The following is a 17467-nucleotide window of genomic DNA, read 5'->3' as shown; positions in this document are numbered from 1 at the left end:
GCAAAGCTCCGCACCGCGAACAGAGGCAGATTACCATGTCGCGCACGATTCCGACGATCAATACGCACCGCCTGACGTTGCGCGGTATGCGGGCCGAGGATTTCAACCGCTTTGCCGAGATATGGGCGATGCCCGAGGTCGTGAGGTATATCGACGGGGAGCCTTGGCCGCGTGGCAAAGCATGGGATGCGTTCCTCAAACATGCGGGCCATTGGCAGATTACCGGTTTCGGGCAATGGGCGATCCTGCGGCATCGTGCGCCGGACATGTCCGGGCAGGTCGGGTTTTTCTATGGCAAACGCGGCCTTGGCCCCGATTTTGATGATACGCCGGAAGCCGGGTGGGCATTGGCGCCTGATGCCCATGGGCAAGGCTATGCAAAGGAAGCGGTACGTGCCGCGCATGACTGGTTTGACCGGGTGGTGACAGGGCGTCTTGTCTGCATGATTGATCCGCGCAACGAGCGGGCGCTGAGGCTTGCTGCAGCGATGGGTTACACGCTGATGCGGGAGGCACGTTATCAGGGCAATCCGGTGCGCCTTTTTGAGCGCAAGACTCCGCCACAATAACGGGTATGACCGGGGGCGGGGTGCCAAGAGCCCTTGCACAGAAACAACTGCTCAAGGTAAGGGGGAGCAGATTTACACGGGGGTATTGCCATGCGCAGAGTAGTTGTCACAGGCTTGGGTTTGGTCACACCATTGGCTGATGGTGTCGAGGAGAGCTGGTCGAGAATTCTTGCGGGGAAATCCGGCGCGGGTCCCATTACGGGATTTGATGCGAGCCGGTTGGTCACGCAATACGCCTGCGAAGTACCCCTTGGCGACGGTTCGGACGGGACATTCAACGCGGATACCTATCTGCCCGCGAAAGAGCAGCGCAAGGTTGATACCTTTATTCTTTTCGGGCTGGCAGCGGCGGAGCAGGCGGTCAGGGATGCCGGTTGGGCACCTGAGGATCAAGAAAGCTTGGAGCGTACCGGCGTGCTGATCGGATCGGGGATCGGCGGATTGAATTCCATCGCCAATACCGCGGTGATGATGGCGGAAAAAGGCCCGCGCCGGGTGTCGCCGTTCTTTGTGCCGGGGGCGCTGATCAACCTGATTTCCGGTCAGGTCAGCATCAAATACGGCTTCAAGGGGCCGAACCATTCGGTCGTAACGGCCTGTTCGACCGGTGCCCATGCGATTGGCGACGCGAGCCGTTTGATCCAGCACGGAGATGCGGATGTGATGATTGCGGGTGGTGCGGAAGCGGCGATCTGCGAGATTGGTATTGCCGGTTTCAATGCCTGCAAGGCACTGAGCACCAAACGCGGCGATGATCCGCAAAAGGCAAGCCGGCCTTATGACAAGGACCGCGACGGTTTCGTGATGGGCGAGGGAGCCGGTATCGTTGTGCTGGAAGAGTATGAGCATGCCAAGGCGCGTGGTGCGAGGATCTATGCCGAAGTTCTGGGCTATGGGTTGTCTGGTGATGCCTATCACATTACCGCCCCGTCAGAAGATGGGGAAGGCGGCGAGCGGTCGATGCGCAACGCGCTGCGGGGGGCGGGTCTGGCGCCCAAGGATATTGACTACATCAACGCGCATGGGACGTCGACCATGGCCGATACGATCGAGTTGGGCGCGGTGGAACGGATGATGGGGGAACATGCCGGGAAGGTGACGATGTCGTCGACGAAATCGGCAACCGGGCATCTTTTGGGCGCGGCCGGCGCGATCGAGGCGATCTTTTCGATCCTTGCCATTCGTGATCAGGTGGCACCGCCGACGATCAATCTGGACAACCCGGCGGTTGAGACGGCGATTGACCTTGCGCCCAATGCCAAGCGCCCGCGTGAAATCAACGTCGCCCTCAGCAACTCATTCGGGTTTGGGGGCACGAATGCGAGTGTTCTGTTCGGGAAGACCGACTGATGTGGCGGCATATCGCTTCTAATGCAGTGACGATGTTGATTGTGCTGCTGTTTCTGGTGGGCGGCGTCATTCTGTGGGGCAAATCCCAATACGATGGTGCGGGCCCACTGAGCGAAGCGATGTGTGTGGAAGTGCCCAGTGGCTCAACGATGCGCCGCATAAGCGAGACGCTGGAAGACAGCGGAGCCGTGACGTCCAGCGCGATTTTCCGGATGGGCGCGGAATACGCCGATAAAGCCGACCAGTTGAAGGCGGGCAGCTATCTGGTGCCCCCCGGTGCGTCCATGGCGCAGATCGTGGATACCGTGACCCGGGGCGGGGCGAGCACCTGCGGAACGGAAGTCGTGTATCGCATAGGCGTAAATCGCGTGAGTGTTCAGTTGCGCGAGTTGAACCCGCAAACCAATCAGTTCGAAGAAATGGCGAATTTCAATCCCGCCGTGGATGAGACGCCTGACATCTATACAGACCGCAAGGCATCTGTGGGGACGCGGTTTCGTGTGGCGCTCGCGGAAGGTGTGACGTCCTGGCAGATCGTTGAGGGGCTGAAGGCGATGGATGTGCTGGAGGGGAGTGTCGAGGCGCTGCCGCCTGAAGGGTCGCTGGCACCCGACAGCTATGAGGTGCGCCCGGGCGATCAGCGCGCAAATGTGGTGGAACGCATGCGCGCCGCACAGGAACGGCGTGTGGCGCGCGTCTGGGAAAACCGGCAGCCGGGTTTGCCGATCGAGACACCGGAAGAATTGTTGATCCTTGCGTCGATTATTGAAAAGGAAACGGCCGTTGCCGAAGAGCGTCGGCAGGTGGCGAGCGTCTTTGTGAACCGTCTGAACCGTGGCATGCGTCTGCAGACCGACCCCACCGTGATTTATGGTGTGACCGAAGGGAGAGGCGTGCTGGGACGCGGGTTGCGCCAGAGTGAACTGCGCGCCGCCACCCCGTGGAACACCTATGTGATCGAGGGGCTGCCGCCGACGCCGATCGCCAATCCGGGTCTTGCAAGTCTGGAAGCGGCAGCGGCGCCGCTGGAGACGCCCTATATCTTTTTCGTAGCGGACGGGACGGGCGGTCACGCCTTTGCCGAAACGCTTGCGGAGCATAACCGAAACGTCGCACAATGGCGCCGGATCGAAGCGGAACGGGCCAATCAGAGTTCTGGCAACTAGGGCCATCATTCCGGCGCTTTATCGGGGCATGGGACAGCATGTTTTGGCGCAGACCCGCAGTGTTTGCGCAGTCCTGCAGGGGTCAAAGGTTAACGGCACCGTACGGTGCCATGCTGTAACCAGCTGATTTAGCTTGACTTTGCGAACGGTTACACGTATAGATTGTGACATGCTAGAAGAAGTGGGCAGGCGACCCCGGCGCAGTCCGGTGGGTCGCCTTTCTGTTTCTCTCGTGCGGAGACTACGCGCATGAGAGGTAAAACCTGAATGACTTTACTAACCCCAGAGCACGTAGCGTCCGAGACTGAGAACTTATTAAGTTCCGTTATCGGATCTATCAAAGACCTGCGTATGGAAATCGAAGACCTCAAAGAACGGGTCCGCGCAGGTGAAGGTTTGGAAAAAACGCAAAACAGCAGGACGGTGGCTTCGGCAACGACGCTGCTGAAAACCTGTCAAGAAGTGGAGAACCGTCTTGTCGAATGTCGCAGCAAATCAGCCGGAATCGCACGAGGGGGCTATGCCCTCGACCTCGAGCGGGCACGCGCTGAGATTGGGTGCAAGCTGGATCGTCTCCGCTGCACCGCACGTCCAAGACCAATTTCTGAATGAACTGAGTGAGGGAGAGCTTCTGGCTCTCCCTTATCTCTTTGAGTTTTGGGCCATGGAACATCAGTTGCCGCCAGAGGGAGACTGGCGCACCTGGGTGATCATGGGCGGACGGGGTGCCGGTAAGACACGTGCTGGTGCCGAATGGGTGCGTGCACAGGTCGAAGGCGCACGGCCTTTGGATGAGGGCCGTTCCCGGCGCGTTGCTTTGGTTGGGGAGACCATTGAGCAAGTGCGAGAAGTCATGATTTTTGGCGACAGTGGCATACTGGCCTGTTCGCCACCCGACAGACGCCCGGTTTGGGAAGCAGGACGCAAGCGTCTTGTCTGGCCAAACGGGGCGATTGCCACCATTCACTCCGCCTTTGATCCGGAAGGATTGCGGGGGCCGCAATTTGATGCGGCCTGGGTCGATGAATTGGCCAAATGGAAAAAAGCACAAGATACGTGGGATATGTTGCAGTTTGCGCTGCGCCTTGGCGACAAGCCACAGGTGTGTGTCACCACAACACCGCGCAATGTAGGCGTTCTCAAAACGCTGATGAAATCACCATCGACCGTATCCAGCCATGCGCCGACAGAGGCGAATGCGGCCAATCTTGCGCGGTCGTTCCTTGAGGAAGTGCGCGCGCGCTATGCCGGCACCCGGCTGGGGCGTCAGGAACTGGATGGCGTTTTGTTGGAAGATGCAGAAGGCGCGCTTTGGACGACGGCGGGCATTGAAGGTATCAGGTGCGAACAGGCACCCGAGCTTGACCGTATCGTCGTGGCAGTTGACCCCTCGACCACGTCTGGCGCGAATTCGGACGAATGCGGGATCATCGTTGCAGGGGTCAAAATGGCAGGTGCACCGCAAGACTGGCGCGCCTATGTTCTGGCCGATTGCACGGTACAAGGTGCAAGCCCCGCAGGATGGGCGCAGGCCGCCATTGCGGCGATGGAGCGTTTCGGCGCGGATAGGCTGGTCGCAGAGGTCAATCAGGGGGGGCAGATGGTGGCAGAAGTGCTGCGTCAGGTCGACCCTTTGGTGCCCTACAAGGGCGTGCATGCCAGTCGCGGAAAAGTTGCCCGGGCAGAGCCTGTTGCAGCTCTGTATGAACAGGGGCGTGTGCGTCATTTACGAGACTTGGGCGCGCTGGAAGATCAAATGTGCCGCATGACGGTGCAGGGATACGAAGGGCAGGGTTCACCGGACCGGGTTGATGCCTTGGTTTGGGCTTTGCACGAACTGATGATTGAGCCCGTCGCCAAATGGCGCGCGCCCCGTGTCCGGTCGCTTTGAGCGCCTTACCAAACAGTTAATGCCGCGGGCGTCTAGCTGACGTTTTTGACAGCATTTTAAACGATATTGATCCCAACAAATCCGAACAGATTTGAAACCGGATTGAGCGGTCAGATGATGCTGCGCGCACAGATGAGGAGTGAACAAAATGGGTTTTAATTTTCTACGGCGCGGGGCGCAGGCTGAAGTGCCTGAGAAGAAGGCCAGCGCGACCGGCCCTGTTGTGGCCTATCAGACGACGGGCCGGGTTGCGTGGAGCCCGCGTGATGCTGTTTCACTGACGCGCACGGGTTTTTCAAGCAACCCTGTTGGGTTTCGCTCTGTGAAACTCATTGCCGAGGCTGCCGCTGCATTGCCGCTTGTGCTGCAAGACGCAGAACAGCGTTTTGAAGCGCATCCGCTGGTCGATCTGGTGGCGCGCCCGAACCCGATGCAAGGGCGGGCCGAGCTGCTTGAGGCGCTTTATGCGCAACTGCTGTTGACCGGCAATGCCTATGTGGAAGCGGTATCTGATCTCGATGGCGCGCCGGAGGAGTTACATGTCTTGCGCTCGGATCGCATGAGTGTCGTGCCTGGCCCGGATGGGTGGCCTGTCGCCTATGAATATGCCGTGGGCGGTCGCAAACACCGCTTTGATGCAAGTGGCCCCGTGGTGCCGGTGTGTCATATCAAGAGCTTTCACCCGCAGGATGATCATTACGGTTTTAGCCCGATGCAGGCGGCGGCCATGGCGGTCGATGTCCATAACTCGGCAAGCCGTTGGTCCAAGGCCCTGCTGGATAATGCGGCGCGCCCGTCCGGTGCGATCGTCTATCGCGGAGCCGAGGGGCAGGGGTCGATGAACAGTGATCAGTATGACCGCCTTGTGAGTGAAATGGAGAGCCATCATCAGGGTGCGCGCAATGCCGGGCGACCCATGTTGCTGGAGGGTGGTCTGGATTGGAAGCCGATGGGGTTTTCCCCGTCCGACATGGAGTTTCAGAAAACCAAGGAATCCGCGGCGCGTGAGATTGCACTGGCCTTCGGGGTGCCGCCCATGTTGCTGGGTATTCAGGGCGATGCCACATATTCGAATTATCAGGAGGCGCACCGTGCGTTCTATCGTTTGACGGTTTTGCCGCTTGCGACACGGGTGACGGCAGCGCTGGCCCATTGGTTGGCGCGCCACACGGGCGAAGCCGTCGAGATCAAACCCGATCTTGATCAGGTGCCTGCGCTGGCGGCGGAGCGGGATGCGCAATGGAGCCGGGTTGCGGGGGCGGATTTCCTGACACAGGCAGAAAAGCGCGCTTTGCTTGGCTTGCCGGCGGTCAGTGCAGATGAGTGATCCTGCGTTTGAGCGCTTTGAATGTGCGCCCGGGCTGCGATTGCAGGCCCATGAGCGCGTTGCACAGATCCAGCATGATAACCTCATCCGGCGCCTGGATCGTGTGGAAGAGATGATGGAGCGGTTGGAAAAACGGCTCTGGTTTACGGTCTACGGCATCGTCGCGGTGATCTTGAGTCAGGGGCTGCAGTCGATCCTCGCGGCTGTGCCCTAGGGTATTGGTGCCAGAAATTTAAGGAGACTTTCGATGGATACAGAGACCGGACTAGAACGGAAGTTCGCACGTTTTGGCGATGGGCTGGAAGTGCAGGACGGCAGTGTCATTGCTGGCTACGCAAGCCTTTTTGGGGCGGTGGATCAGGGGAATGACGTGGTTGAGCCTGGTGCATATGCCGCATCCCTTGCTGCTCTGGGTGAGAAAGGCGCGCGGGTCAAGATGCTGTGGCAACATGATCCGACGCAGCCGATCGGGACCTGGGATGAGGTGCGCGAAGACGGCAAGGGCCTTTGGGTAAAGGGTCGTTTGTTGGACAGTGTTGCAAAGGGGCGCGAAGCCATGGCCCTGATTGAAGCCGGTGCGATTGACGGGTTGTCGATCGGATACCGTACCCGCAAAGCCACAAAGAATTCCAAGGGCCAGCGGCTCTTGACCGAACTGGAACTTTGGGAGGTGTCGCTTGTGACGTTTCCAATGTTACCCAGCGCGCGAATTACGGCCAAGTCCGAAGAGACGGATCTGGATCGTTCTTTGCGTGACATGGCGGCCGCCTTTGAAGGCGCGCGCGCTGAATTGGCGCGCCGCTGATGCGCTCCTGTCGTTGCGGTCTGGCGAGAACGTCTGACCTGAACACTTAAATCTAAGGGAAATTGCCATGCGCAAGACCGAAGCAAAAGCGGCGGGCGGGATAGGTTTGTCCCCCGCTGAGGATGTCAAGCGAGCCGTTACCGGCTTTGTGAGTGACTTCAAAGAGTTCCAAACCGAAATGAATGAAAAACTTCAACAAACAGAAGAGCGACTGACCATGCTGGACCGTAAATCAAATATCCTTCAACGTACACCTCTGGGCGGCGCGGCAGATGCCGGTGCGCCGCATCAAAAGGCCTTTAACGCCTATCTTCGCTCCGGCGATGACGACGGGCTGCGCGGGCTGGAGATGGATGTGAAATCGCTCTCCACGAATGTGAATTCGGATGGCGGATATCTTGTTGATCCCCAAACCTCTGACACGGTGCAATCGGTTCTGAAATCTGCGGCGTCAGTCCGTTCGATTGCTTCGGTCGTGAACATCGAGGCGTCTTCCTACGAGGTTCTGGTAGATCACACCGATGTTGGCGCTGGCTGGGCCACGGAGACCGACAGCACGGCAGAAACCGATACACCGCAGATCGGCAAGATCACGATTGCATTGCATGAGCTGAGCGCGCTGCCAAAGGCTTCGCAGCGTTTGCTGGACGACAGCGCCTTTGACATCGAAGGGTGGCTTGCGGGACGCATCGCGGACAAATTTGCGCGTGCCGAAGCGGCGGCCTTTATCTCCGGAAACGGGCAGGACAAACCGCGCGGATTTCTGAGCCATTCCTTTGTTGATAACGATATCTGGACCTGGGAAAATATCGGCTATGTCCCGACCGGCGTGGCAGGCGATGCGACACCGGATTCCATTGTTGATGTGGTTTATGCGCTCGGGGCGCAGTACCGCGCGAATGCGACATTCGTGATGAATTCGAAAACGGCCGGTCTGATCCGGAAGCTCAAGGACGCAGATGGCCGTTTCTTGTGGTCAGATGGTTTGGCTGCGGCGGAACCTGCGCGGTTGATGGGGTATCCCGTGTTGATTGCGGAAGACATGCCCGACCCGGATGCGGGTGAGCACGCGATTGCCTTTGGCGACTTTTCGGCAGGTTATACAATCGCCGAACGTCCCGATCTGCGCGTTCTGCGCGATCCTTTCAGCGCCAAGCCGCATGTCTTGTTCTATGCGACCAAGCGTGTTGGCGGTGATGTCAGTGATTTTGCCGCGATCAAAACCCTGAGATTCGCGGCCTCCTAAGAGGCTGCGAGACCGGCGGCGGGCCTTTGGCCCTGCTTGCCGGGCCGGGTGCGCGCCTGTGCCATCTCATGTTGTCTAGCTGCTCCCCTCCGACCGAGCAACATGGATTGGCGCGCCCCGGTGGTTCACAACGAGGGGACGAATTTTGGAGACTTTCCATGATGTTGATCGAAGAGACGACGGTGCCCGATACGGCACTCCCGGTCGAAGACTTCAAAGCACACCTCCGACTTGGCACCGGCTTCGGTCAGGACACGGCGCAAGATGAAGTTCTATTAGGTTTTTTGAGAGCCGCGGTTTCAGCAATTGAAGCGCGTACGGGCAAGGTTCTGATGTCACGCAGTTTTTCCTGGACGCTGGGGTTCTGGCGCGACCGCGATGCGCAGGGGTTGCCTGTCGCACCGGTGACAGCGATCACGCGCGTTGCCACGATGGAGCGTAGCGGCGCGCAAACCGAAGTGCCGGTCACGAGTTACTGGCTTGAACGCGACAGCCAGCGCCCCCGACTGCGTGCAAGTGGAGCAAGCCTGCCCCTGATCCCGTCGGGTGGTTCGGCCATTATCGGATTTGACGCAGGTTTCGGTGCGGTCTGGGCGGATGTACCTGCCGACCTGCGCCAGGCTGTGTTCCTGCTGGCGGCGCATTACTACGAATATCGCAATGAGACCAGTCTGAGCGGGGGGTGCATGCCATTTGGCGTGACAAGTCTGATCGAGCGCTACAAGGTCGTGCGTCTGGGTGGCTTGAGATGAGTATGCCGCGCCTGAACAGACGTTTGCTTTTGGAAACCCCCATTCGCCAAGGTGACAATGCCGGTGGTTTCACAACCATATGGCAGCCGTTGGGGTCACTGTGGGCGCAGGTTATTGCGCGCAGTGGACGCGAGGCGACCCAACTGGGCGCACCGGTGTCGGCGGTGAGCTATCGCATTATCGTGCGGGGTGCCCCGCACAATACGCTCCAGCGCCCAAAGCCGGAACAGCGGTTTCGCGATGGGGACCGGGTTTTTCTTATTCAGGCGGTGGCGGAAGCCGATGACGATGGCCGCCATCTGACCTGCTTTGCGACGGAGGAAACAGCGATATGAGTTATGCAGTTTCCGGTCCTTTGCAAAGCGCGATCTACGAAGCGCTGATCAGCGATACCGCGCTCAATGCGTTGGTTGGCGGTGCCGTCTATGACGCCTTGCCCACGGGCGTCTTGCCTGCCACCTACATCAACCTCGGGCTGGAGCGTGTACGGGATGCGTCTGATCAAACCGGGCACGGTGCGCTGCATACCCTTCAAATCGCGGTGGTGACATCACAGCCGGGGTTCGCCAGCGCCAAGGCCGTGGCAGCGGCCATTTCTGACGTTCTTCATGATGCGGACCTTTCGTTGAGCCGAGGCCGGCTGGTCTATCTGCGCTTTGAGCGCGCCGATGCGCGACGCATTGACCAGGGTTCTGCGCGAGAGATCCAGCTGCGCTTCAGAGCGCGCGTCGAAGACGAATAACTCTAGACACTTTTACAGGAGAAAACCCATGGGTGCTCAGAACGGAAAGGACCTTTTGATTAAGGTCGATATGGCGGCCGACGGTCAGTTCACGACACTTGCAGGACTGCGGGCCACGCGTGTCAGTTTCAATGCCGAAACCATTGATGTGACCAGTCTGGAAAGTCAGGGCGGGTGGCGCGAATTACTGTCGGGTGCGGGCGTGAAATCAGTGTCCATCAGCGGATCGGGCGTATTTCGCGATTCAGCAACGGACGAGCGCGCGCGTCAGCTGTTTTTTGACGGAGAGGCACCTGGTTTTCAGGTTGTGATCCCGGATTTCGGCATCGTTGAAGGCCCGTTTCAGGTGACAGCGATCGAGTATGGCGGCAGCCACAATGGTGAAGCCACATACGAGTTGTCGCTGGCCAGCGCGGGCAGCCTGACCTTTACGGCCATTTGAGATGGCTAATCCGTGGAGGGGCGATGTGCCTTTGACCATCAACGGGAAGACGTATGTGATGCGGCTTACCTTGGGGGCACTGGCGGAACTGGAAGCCGGGTTGAACGAAAAATCGATTGTGTCTCTGGTCGAGCGATTTGAGGGACAGGCTTTTTCCAGCCGGGATGTTCTGGCCTTGCTGGAGGCGGGGCTGAAGGGTGGGCGCTGCGATCTGCCTGAGGGCACATTGCAGCATGCAGAGATTGCCGGCGGCCCGATGGCTGCGGCCAAGGCGGCGGCGGAGTTGTTGGCGCGCGCCTTTGTGGTGCCGCAGACGTGAGCCAGATCGAATGGCCCGTCTTGATGCGGGCGGGCATACAGAACCTGGGGCTTCAACCGGATGTTTTCTGGTCGCTGACACCGGCAGAGTTTCGACTGCTGCTGGGCGACGCGACGACGTCCGGGCCGCTGCTGAGCGATGGGCTGGAGGCGTTGATGGATGCCTTCCCTGACAAGACATAAAGGACAGCCAAGATGACAGATGACAATAGCTTTGAGGACCTTGAGGCGGGTGCGGAAGGTCTGAACGATACGTTGGGACAAACAAGCACGCTGGTCAGCGGTTTCGATGGTGAATTGCGGCGCATGCAAAACGCGCTGGATGCCACAAGCAAGGGACTTGCGACCGTGGAGCGTGGCATCAGTCGCGGCCTGCGCGGTGCCTTTGACGGTGTCATTCTGGACGGGGTGAAGTTGTCGGATGCCCTGAAGTCCGTGCGCGACAGTATGGTTCAGACGGCTTACAACGCCGCGATCAAACCCGTGACCAACGGCCTTGGGAGCGCGCTGGCGCAGGGCGTGGGCGGGCTGGTGCAGGGTGTTTTGCCTTTCGCCAATGGCGCGCCGTTCAGTCAGGGGCGGGTCATGCCCTTTGCAAATGGCGGAATCGTCAGCAGCACCACGCCTTTCGGAATGCGCGGCGGTATGGGCATCATGGGCGAGGCGGGACCCGAGGCGATCATGCCTCTGGCGCGCGGCCCTGATGGGAAGCTTGGCGTGCGCGGGGCAGGTGGTGGCGGTGGGCAAACCATCGTCATGAACATCAGCACGCCGGATGTTCAGAATTTCCAGAGATCTCAGGCGCAGATCGCGGCACAGATGAGTCGTGCTCTGGGACGTGGTCAGCGCAACCGGTAACTTGAAGGGACCAAGAAATGCAATTTCATGATGTCAGATTTCCGGCAAAACTGAGCTTTGGCTCCGTTGGCGGACCCGAGCGGCGCACAGACGTTGTCGCGATTTCAAACGGCTTTGAAGAGCGCAACGCGCCCTGGGCCCATTCGCGCCGCCGCTATGATGCCGGTGTAGGTATCCGGTCGCTCGATGATGTGGATGTTATGATTGCGTTTTTCGAAGCCCGGTTTGGACAGCTCTATGCCTTTCGCTGGAAAGACTGGTCAGACTATCGATCCTGCAAGCCATCCGTGGATATCACGGCATTTGATCAACACCTTGGTGAGGGGGACGGCGACCAAGTCGCGTTTCAGATTACGAAAACCTACCAGTCGGGGAACCACAGCTACGTCAGGCCGATCTCGAAACCGGTCATTTCAACCCTGAGGGTGGCGGTTGGAGCCGTTGAGGTGCAGGAGGGTGTCGATTACGTCGTGGACGCGGCAACCGGCGTGATCAATTTTACGGTGGCACCGCAAACAGGCGCATCCGTCACGGCGGGATTTGAGTTTGATGTGCCCGTGCGATTTGACACCAGTAGCATTCAGACCAGCGTGGCGAGCTTTCAGGCCGGCGAAATACCGACTGTTCCCATTATCGAGGTGCGTTTGTGATGACGGGTATGAATGAAGGTTTGAAAGCGCATCTGGCAACGGGTCTGACCACCTTGGCGCATGCCTGGGCCATAGAGCGCACGGATGGCGTGATTCTGGGATTTACAGACCACGATCGGGACCTGAGATTCGAAGGCATCACGTTCCGTGCGGATACGGGGTTGAGTGCGCTGGCGCTGTCACAGAGTACCGGTCTTTCGGTCGACAACACTGAGGCCATTGGTGCGTTGAACGATCTGTCGATCCGTGAAGACGAGATTGAACAGGGTCGTTTCGATGGTGCCGAGGTGCGCGCATGGCTGGTAAACTGGACCGATGTTGATCAGCGCTGGTTGCAGTTTCGAGGCACGATTGGTGAATTGCGCCGGACCGATGGCGGATTTCAGGCTGAGTTGAGGGGGTTGACGGAGTCTTTGAACCGGCCTTTGGGGCGCGTGTTTCAAAAGCCCTGTACCGCTGTTCTTGGGGATCAGGAGTGTGGGTTTGATACATCCGCGCCCGGCTACTCGATTGATCTGGCACTTGAGACGATTGATCGCGCGCGGATTTTCCAGTGGGTCGGGTTCAATGGATTTGAGGCCAATTGGTTCACGCGCGGCAGGCTTGAAGTTCTGGACGGACCCGCCGCAGGGTTATGGGGCATGGTCAAACATGACCGTCTTGATGGGAACACGCGAACAATAGAATTGTGGGAACCCATTCGTGCTCCGATCACGCCCGGCACACAAGTCAGGATCAGTGCGGGATGCGACAAGCGCAGCGAGACCTGCCGTCTGAAATTCAGCAACCTTGCGAATTTTCGCGGATTTCCCGACCTGCCCGGCGATGACTGGCTGATGGCAGTGCCGAAGAAGTCCGGCGCCAACCGTGGGGGCAGCTTGAGATGACTCTGAATACAAACGCAATTGTGCATGAAGCGCGTCGATGGATTGGCACGCCTTATGTGCATCAAGCATCAGCGTTTCACGCGGGTGCAGATTGTCTGGGATTACTGCGCGGCATATGGCGAAGCCTTTACGGAGATGAGCCGGAGGTCGCGCCCCCCTATTCCTATGACTGGTCCGAACCGCAGGGAGAGGAACGCCTGTGGGATGCAGCAATCAGGCATTTGGTGCCAAAACCTGTCGCGCAGGAAGATCCGGGTGACGTCTTGTTGTTCCGCATGCGCGCTGGTGCGGTGGCCAAGCACTTGGGTATCGCGACACACACCGGGCAAAACGCCAGTTTCGTGCACGCCTATTCCAAGTTCGGCGTTGTTGAAAGCCCGCTGAGTGCGCCATGGCGGCGTCGGATTGTGGCACGTTTTACCTTTCCTGAGGAGTTTAAATAATGGCGACGCTTGTATTATCCGCAGCAGGGGCCGCGGCAGGGGGCGCTTTGGGCGGCAGTGTGGCCGGGCTCTCTACGGCTGTCATTGGGCGCGCGGTTGGCGCGACGGTTGGCCGGGTCATCGACCAGAGTGTCATGGGGGCGGGCTCCGAGGTGATTGAAACGGGCCGCGTTGATCGTTTTCGTCTGTCAAGCGCGGGAGAAGGCGAGCCGGTGTCGCAGGTCTATGGCCGGATGCGTCTAGGGGGCCAGATCATCTGGGCCTCGGATTTCATCGAGAACGTCAGCGTGACCAGCAGTGGCGGTGGGGGCGGCAAAGGGTCCCCCAGCCAGCCCAAAACCAAGACACGCAGCTACAATTACTCCGTCAATCTGGCTGTCGCAATTTGCGAAGGCGAGATTACCCGCATTGGTCGTATCTGGGCCGATGGTGAGGAGGTTGCGGCGGATGATCTGAACATTCGCTTATATAAAGGACACAAAGACCAGCTGCCCGATCCCGTGATCGAGGCGGTCGAAGGTGCAGGTAATGTTCCGGCATATCGCGGCACGGCATATGTCGTTTTTGAAAACCTTGGACTGGAACGGTTTGGTAACCGCGTTCCGCAGTTTTCTTTCGAGATTTCCCGCCCTGAACAGGCGGATGAACAGGATGCAGATTTTGCACCGACCTATGGCATAAGATCTGTGGCCGTCATCCCTGGTACGGGTGAGTATTCCCTCGCCACGAGACCGGTTTATTACTCCAGCGGTCCGGGGGGCCGCTGGAGTGCCAATGTCAATTCGCCCACGGATAAAACCGACTTTCTCGTTTCCCTGGAAACCCTTGGGGAGGAATTGCCAAATTGCGAGGCGGCGTCTCTTGTGGTGTCCTGGTTTGGGAATGACCTTCGCTGTGGGAGTTGTGAGGTTCGCCCAAAAGTCGAAAAGAAGGCCTATGAGGGCGAAAACATGCGCTGGTCCGTGTCCGGCCTGAACCGCACAACGGCGGATGAAATGGTACTGCAGGATGGCAGGCCCATCTATGGGGGCACGCCCACCGATCTATCTGTCATACAGGCCATTCGAGCGGCCCATGACGCGGGCAAGGAGGTCATGTTCTACCCCTTCATTCTGATGGACCAGCTGGCGGATAACACGCTGAGCAATCCCTATGATCCATCGTCCTTTCAGCCGCGTTTACCCTGGCGTGGTCGCATCACGTTGTCGGCGGCACCCGGTGTTCCCGGTTCCCCGGATGGAACGTCGCAAGCCGAAAGCGAGGTTGCAGCTTTCTTTGGCGCAGCCAGGGCTTCGGATTTCGCTGTTTCCGGCAATTCAGTCGTTTACTCGGGACCAAATGAATGGGGATTGAACAGGTTCGTGTTGCACTATGCCGCCCTGTGCAAGGCGGCGGGCGGTGTGGAGGCCTTTTGCATCGGGTCCGAGATGCGCGGCCTTACGCAAATTCGCGGCGAAAACAACCGTTTCGTTGCGGTCGAGCGCTTTCGTACTCTGGCGGCACAGGTGCGCCAGATACTGGGTGCAGAGACGAAAATCAGCTATGCGTCCGATTGGAGCGAGTATTTCGGGTATCAACCGCAGGATGGATCAAACGATCGCTTTTTCCATCTGGACCCGCTCTGGGCAGATGAAAACATCGATTTTATCGGCATAGACAATTACATGCCTTTGTCGGACTGGCGGGATGGCGACAGTCATGCAGATGCAGGTTTTGAAACGGTTTATGATCTGGACTACCTGCGTGGCAACATCATGGGGGGTGAGGGCTATGATTGGTTTTACGCATCTCAAGCGGATCGCGAACGGCAGATACGCACGCCGATCAATGACGGTGCACATGATGAGCCGTGGGTGTTTCGCTACAAGGACTTACGTAACTGGTGGGAAAACGCCCATTTTGAGCGGATCGGCGGGGTGCGCGCGGCGACGCCAACCGCATGGGTCCCGCAGTCAAAACCTTTCTGGTTCACCGAGTTGGGATGCGCTGCTGTAGACAAGGGCACCAATCAACCCAACAAATTTGTTGATGCCAAGTCATCCGAAAGCAGTCTGCCGCATTTTTCCAATGGTGCGCGGGACGATCTCATTCAGGCGCAATACCTGCGCGCGATGGTATCTTTTTGGGACGATCCTGCAAATAACCCCACATCCGCTTTGGACGGATTGAAAATGGTCAATATGGATCGCGCCTTTGTCTGGGCGTGGGACGCGCGACCCTATCCGTATTTTCCGAACAATCTGGAATTATGGAGCGATTCTGAAAACTATGGGCGGGGCCATTGGATCAATGGACGTACATCCGCGCGTTCACTGTCATCTGTGGTATCGGAGATTTGCCTGAAGGCAGGCGTCACATCTTTCGATGCATCCCGCCTATATGGCACGGTGCGCGGATATGTCGTGAGCGATGTTTCCGAGGCCCGTGCGTCGTTGCAGCCGCTGATGCTGCGCTATTCGTTCGATGCGGTGGAACGGGATGGTGTCTTGGTTTTCCGCATGCGCAACGGGCGCGGTGCCATTGCGCTTGAGCGCGAGAAACTCGCCTTGGCGACGGATCTGGATGCGACGGTTGAGCAAACGCGCAAGGCCGATGCCGAGGTATCCGGTCGTGTACGGTTGCGTTTCATGCAGGCGGATGCGAATTTTGATGCCCTCGCCGAAGAGGCGGTTCTGGCGGATGAAAAAACGCATGCCGTTGCCACATCCGAGGTGCCCATCGCCCTGACACGGGTTGAAGGCCGGCAGGTTGTGGAGCGTTGGTTGACCGAATCCCGTGTGGCCCGGGATACCATCAGATTTGCTTTGCCGCCGTCCATGCTGTCGCTCGGGGCGGGCGATGTGATCGCTCTGGATGGGGAGCAGGAGGAAGGTCAGGCGCTCTATCGGATTGACCGTGTGGAACAGGGCGCTTTGCAAATTGCAGAGGCCGTGCGCATTGACCCGGAGGTGTATACGCCGTCCGATCTTGTGGACGAAGTGGAAAGTCCCAAGCCGTTTGTGCCCTCGGTCCCGGTATTTCCGTTGTTTCTGGATTTGCCTTTGATCACCGGAGACGAAGTCCCGCATGCACCCCATATTGCAATCACTGCGCAGCCATGGCCCGGGTCAGTCGCTGTCTATCAGTCACCGAGCGAGAGTGATTATCAGTTGCTGGATATCATCGATGCGCGTTCGGTCATCGGGCAAACCGAAACGGCGCTGGGGCTGGCCCCATCCGGGCAATACGATCTGGGTGCGCCTTTGCGCGTCAAGCTGTTGAGCGGTGCTCTCAGCTCTGTTGAAGAGACTGCACTCCTATCAGGAGCCAACCTTGCAGCGATTGGCGATGGCAGTTCCGGCAAATGGGAGCTTTTCCAGTTTGCTGACGCGAATCTGGTGGATGTTGACACCTATGAACTCAGCACGAGACTGCGCGGGCAGTTTGGCAGCGACGGTGTCACGGACAGCGCATGGCCCGCGGGATCGTGGTTCGTTTTGCTGAACGGCTTGCCCGAGCAGATTGATTTGTCACGCAACCTTCGGCTTGTGGGGCAGAGCTACCGCATTGGGCCTGCGCGCCGTGCGGTGAATGATCCGTCCTTCATCGATCGGACCGAAGCCTTTGCCGGCAATGGTTTACGCCCCTATGCGCCGGTGCATTTGAGCGCAAGAACGACGCAGTCGGGCGCCACGGAATTTGGGTGGATACGCAGAACACGTGTCGATGGCGACGGGTGGGATGCGCCTGATGTGCCGTTGGGCGAGGAGAGCGAAAGCTATTTGATACAAATCGTCAAGGATGATGTCATCCTGCGCGAAGCGACGACGGAGCAACCGGTCTGGATATACCCGCTTTCTGAACAGGCATCCGATGGGCTGACAGGTGGCTATGACGTCAGGGTGTCGCAGGTATCGGCAACATTCGGACCGGGACCAGCCGCCATTCTGAACCTTACCGCCTGAACATGTTCAACCTGTGATAGGGTCATTCCAAGATGGAATTGACCCCATCACAGCTTTGCGTTTGGCCTTCCTGACCT

The 17467-nt window shown here is 58.7% G+C and carries 20 protein-coding genes; all 20 read left to right on the top strand.

The features are described from left to right. Window positions 1-35 precede the first annotated feature (35 nt). The 20 genes from RD1_RS13955 (at window position 36) to RD1_RS13860 (ending at window position 17390) form a co-directional block, all read left to right on the top strand. Window positions 36-569 carry a GNAT family N-acetyltransferase gene (locus RD1_RS13955; RefSeq protein ID WP_011569166.1) on the top strand — a complete coding sequence of 178 codons (534 nt, stop codon included), beginning with the start codon at window positions 36-38 and terminating at the stop codon, window positions 567-569. 90 nt (window positions 570-659) lie between these two features. Continuing rightward, on the top strand, window positions 660-1919 hold the full coding sequence (gene fabF / locus RD1_RS13950; protein WP_011569165.1) for a beta-ketoacyl-ACP synthase II: 1260 nt from the start codon (window positions 660-662) through the stop codon (window positions 1917-1919). Next, entirely contained in the window at window positions 1919-3085 is a 1167-nt protein-coding gene (gene mltG / locus RD1_RS13945; RefSeq protein WP_011569164.1) for an endolytic transglycosylase MltG, read from the top strand. The genes fabF and mltG overlap by 1 nt, the downstream gene beginning before the upstream one ends. A gap of 351 nt (window positions 3086-3436) precedes the next feature. Beyond that, complete coding sequence (locus tag RD1_RS21325) at window positions 3437-3697, top strand: hypothetical protein (RefSeq protein ID WP_050759090.1); 261 nt, start codon at window positions 3437-3439, stop codon at window positions 3695-3697. A 52-nt stretch (window positions 3698-3749) separates the two neighbouring features. Beyond that, entirely contained in the window at window positions 3750-4976 is a 1227-nt protein-coding gene (locus tag RD1_RS13935; RefSeq protein ID WP_044033154.1) for a DNA-packaging protein, read from the top strand. 148 nt (window positions 4977-5124) lie between these two features. Further along, the gene (locus RD1_RS13930) at window positions 5125-6303 is read left to right on the top strand and encodes a phage portal protein (RefSeq protein WP_011569162.1); all 1179 of its coding nucleotides are present in this window, start codon (window positions 5125-5127) and stop codon (window positions 6301-6303) included. Then, complete coding sequence (locus RD1_RS13925) at window positions 6296-6517, top strand: GTA head formation protein, RCAP_rcc01685 family (RefSeq protein WP_044033153.1); 222 nt, start codon at window positions 6296-6298, stop codon at window positions 6515-6517. The genes RD1_RS13930 and RD1_RS13925 overlap by 8 nt, the downstream gene beginning before the upstream one ends. 33 nt (window positions 6518-6550) lie before the next feature. Next, window positions 6551-7108 carry an HK97 family phage prohead protease gene (locus RD1_RS13920; RefSeq protein ID WP_011569160.1) on the top strand — a complete coding sequence of 186 codons (558 nt, stop codon included), beginning with the start codon at window positions 6551-6553 and terminating at the stop codon, window positions 7106-7108. A gap of 67 nt (window positions 7109-7175) precedes the next feature. Further along, the gene (locus RD1_RS13915; RefSeq protein ID WP_011569159.1) at window positions 7176-8354 is read left to right on the top strand and encodes a phage major capsid protein; all 1179 of its coding nucleotides are present in this window, start codon (window positions 7176-7178) and stop codon (window positions 8352-8354) included. A 158-nt stretch (window positions 8355-8512) separates the two neighbouring features. Further along, window positions 8513-9106, top strand: coding sequence for a head-tail connector protein (locus RD1_RS13910; protein WP_011569158.1), 594 nt, complete (start codon window positions 8513-8515; stop codon window positions 9104-9106). After that, window positions 9103-9441 (top strand): phage head closure protein, encoded by a 339-nt coding sequence (locus tag RD1_RS13905; protein ID WP_011569157.1) that lies wholly within the window; start codon window positions 9103-9105, stop codon window positions 9439-9441. Before RD1_RS13910 ends, RD1_RS13905 begins: the two co-directional genes overlap by 4 nt. Then, window positions 9438-9848, top strand: a complete 411-nt coding sequence (locus tag RD1_RS13900) for a DUF3168 domain-containing protein (protein WP_011569156.1) — start codon at window positions 9438-9440, stop codon at window positions 9846-9848. The genes RD1_RS13905 and RD1_RS13900 overlap by 4 nt, the downstream gene beginning before the upstream one ends. 28 nt (window positions 9849-9876) lie before the next feature. After that, window positions 9877-10290, top strand: a complete 414-nt coding sequence (locus tag RD1_RS13895; protein WP_011569155.1) for a phage major tail protein, TP901-1 family — start codon at window positions 9877-9879, stop codon at window positions 10288-10290. 1 nt (window position 10291) lies between these two features. After that, window positions 10292-10609, top strand: coding sequence for a gene transfer agent family protein (locus RD1_RS13890; protein ID WP_044033152.1), 318 nt, complete (start codon window positions 10292-10294; stop codon window positions 10607-10609). After that, complete coding sequence (locus tag RD1_RS13885) at window positions 10606-10791, top strand: rcc01693 family protein (RefSeq protein WP_011569153.1); 186 nt, start codon at window positions 10606-10608, stop codon at window positions 10789-10791. Before RD1_RS13890 ends, RD1_RS13885 begins: the two co-directional genes overlap by 4 nt. 12 nt (window positions 10792-10803) lie before the next feature. Beyond that, window positions 10804-11466, top strand: coding sequence for a phage tail tape measure protein (locus RD1_RS13880; RefSeq protein ID WP_011569152.1), 663 nt, complete (start codon window positions 10804-10806; stop codon window positions 11464-11466). A 17-nt stretch (window positions 11467-11483) separates the two neighbouring features. Further along, the gene (locus tag RD1_RS13875) at window positions 11484-12116 is read left to right on the top strand and encodes a DUF2460 domain-containing protein (RefSeq protein WP_011569151.1); all 633 of its coding nucleotides are present in this window, start codon (window positions 11484-11486) and stop codon (window positions 12114-12116) included. Then, window positions 12116-13003, top strand: coding sequence for a DUF2163 domain-containing protein (locus tag RD1_RS13870; protein ID WP_011569150.1), 888 nt, complete (start codon window positions 12116-12118; stop codon window positions 13001-13003). The genes RD1_RS13875 and RD1_RS13870 overlap by 1 nt, the downstream gene beginning before the upstream one ends. Continuing rightward, a complete protein-coding gene (locus RD1_RS13865; protein WP_011569149.1) occupies window positions 13000-13446 on the top strand; it encodes a peptidase in 447 nt (148 codons plus the stop codon). The genes RD1_RS13870 and RD1_RS13865 overlap by 4 nt, the downstream gene beginning before the upstream one ends. Further along, window positions 13446-17390: a baseplate multidomain protein megatron gene (locus RD1_RS13860; RefSeq protein ID WP_011569148.1), complete on the top strand. Its 3945-nt coding sequence runs from the start codon at window positions 13446-13448 to the stop codon at window positions 17388-17390. Before RD1_RS13865 ends, RD1_RS13860 begins: the two co-directional genes overlap by 1 nt. Window positions 17391-17467: the final 77 nt, after the last annotated feature.

Origin of the sequence: Roseobacter denitrificans OCh 114 (genome assembly GCF_000014045.1) — a bacterium.
Taxonomy (GTDB): Bacteria; Pseudomonadota; Alphaproteobacteria; order Rhodobacterales; family Rhodobacteraceae; genus Roseobacter; species Roseobacter denitrificans.
The sequence above is the reverse complement of the archived record's forward strand: the minus strand, read 5'-3'. Positions and strand labels throughout refer to the sequence as shown.

Coding starts and splice junctions, on each gene's coding strand:
- RD1_RS13955 (WP_011569166.1), top strand. CDS start 36: ATGTCGCGCACGATTCCGACGATCAATACGCACCGCCTGACGTTGCGC.
- fabF (WP_011569165.1), top strand. CDS start 660: ATGCGCAGAGTAGTTGTCACAGGCTTGGGTTTGGTCACACCATTGGCT.
- mltG (WP_011569164.1), top strand. CDS start 1,919: ATGTGGCGGCATATCGCTTCTAATGCAGTGACGATGTTGATTGTGCTG.
- RD1_RS21325 (WP_050759090.1), top strand. CDS start 3,437: ATGGAAATCGAAGACCTCAAAGAACGGGTCCGCGCAGGTGAAGGTTTG.
- RD1_RS13935 (WP_044033154.1), top strand. CDS start 3,750: ATGGAACATCAGTTGCCGCCAGAGGGAGACTGGCGCACCTGGGTGATC.
- RD1_RS13930 (WP_011569162.1), top strand. CDS start 5,125: ATGGGTTTTAATTTTCTACGGCGCGGGGCGCAGGCTGAAGTGCCTGAG.
- RD1_RS13925 (WP_044033153.1), top strand. CDS start 6,296: ATGAGTGATCCTGCGTTTGAGCGCTTTGAATGTGCGCCCGGGCTGCGA.
- RD1_RS13920 (WP_011569160.1), top strand. CDS start 6,551: ATGGATACAGAGACCGGACTAGAACGGAAGTTCGCACGTTTTGGCGAT.
- RD1_RS13915 (WP_011569159.1), top strand. CDS start 7,176: ATGCGCAAGACCGAAGCAAAAGCGGCGGGCGGGATAGGTTTGTCCCCC.
- RD1_RS13910 (WP_011569158.1), top strand. CDS start 8,513: ATGATGTTGATCGAAGAGACGACGGTGCCCGATACGGCACTCCCGGTC.
- RD1_RS13905 (WP_011569157.1), top strand. CDS start 9,103: ATGAGTATGCCGCGCCTGAACAGACGTTTGCTTTTGGAAACCCCCATT.
- RD1_RS13900 (WP_011569156.1), top strand. CDS start 9,438: ATGAGTTATGCAGTTTCCGGTCCTTTGCAAAGCGCGATCTACGAAGCG.
- RD1_RS13895 (WP_011569155.1), top strand. CDS start 9,877: ATGGGTGCTCAGAACGGAAAGGACCTTTTGATTAAGGTCGATATGGCG.
- RD1_RS13890 (WP_044033152.1), top strand. CDS start 10,292: ATGGCTAATCCGTGGAGGGGCGATGTGCCTTTGACCATCAACGGGAAG.
- RD1_RS13880 (WP_011569152.1), top strand. CDS start 10,804: ATGACAGATGACAATAGCTTTGAGGACCTTGAGGCGGGTGCGGAAGGT.
- RD1_RS13875 (WP_011569151.1), top strand. CDS start 11,484: ATGCAATTTCATGATGTCAGATTTCCGGCAAAACTGAGCTTTGGCTCC.
- RD1_RS13870 (WP_011569150.1), top strand. CDS start 12,116: ATGACGGGTATGAATGAAGGTTTGAAAGCGCATCTGGCAACGGGTCTG.
- RD1_RS13865 (WP_011569149.1), top strand. CDS start 13,000: ATGACTCTGAATACAAACGCAATTGTGCATGAAGCGCGTCGATGGATT.
- RD1_RS13860 (WP_011569148.1), top strand. CDS start 13,446: ATGGCGACGCTTGTATTATCCGCAGCAGGGGCCGCGGCAGGGGGCGCT.